The 380-nt window shown below is 64.7% G+C and carries 1 protein-coding gene; it reads right to left on the reverse strand.

Going from position 1 to position 380, the window contains the following annotated elements; genetic code table 11:
- Positions 1 to 148 precede the first annotated feature (148 nt).
- The coding region (locus GVL03_RS22530; RefSeq protein WP_235038311.1) for a hypothetical protein at positions 149 to 380 on the reverse strand (232 nt) is incomplete at its 5' end.

The raw sequence follows: 380 nt of genomic DNA on the forward strand, positions 1-380 counted from the left end.
ATATTCTACGTAGTGCTATCAACGCGTTAATCCGGTATTCCAGCTGTGGAACCTTGACCTTTGATCTGCAAACCAGCACCTGACATCAGCACGTGGCCGGCTGCGCACGTGCATGTCGGGATGCACGACTCGGGTGATGCGGTCGAAATCAGTCCTGGAGATGGGCGGGGACGGGCCTGGTCTGCTTCAGGCCGCGGCCTGGCGTGAGGCCGTCGCGCCGTTCTGGGAGTTCGCCATCCGGCCGGAGGATGTCGCCGACTTCCGCGGACAGTCGCAGGTCCGGCACCTGGGCAATGCCATCCTGTGCCGGGCGGGTGCCTCCGGTTTGCGGTTCGAGCGCTCGCGCGCCCTGGTCGCCCGGATGGGCGTCGATCACATCC

The organism is Microbacterium sp. 18062, from assembly GCF_902706225.1.
Classification (GTDB): domain Bacteria; phylum Actinomycetota; class Actinomycetes; order Actinomycetales; family Microbacteriaceae; genus Microbacterium.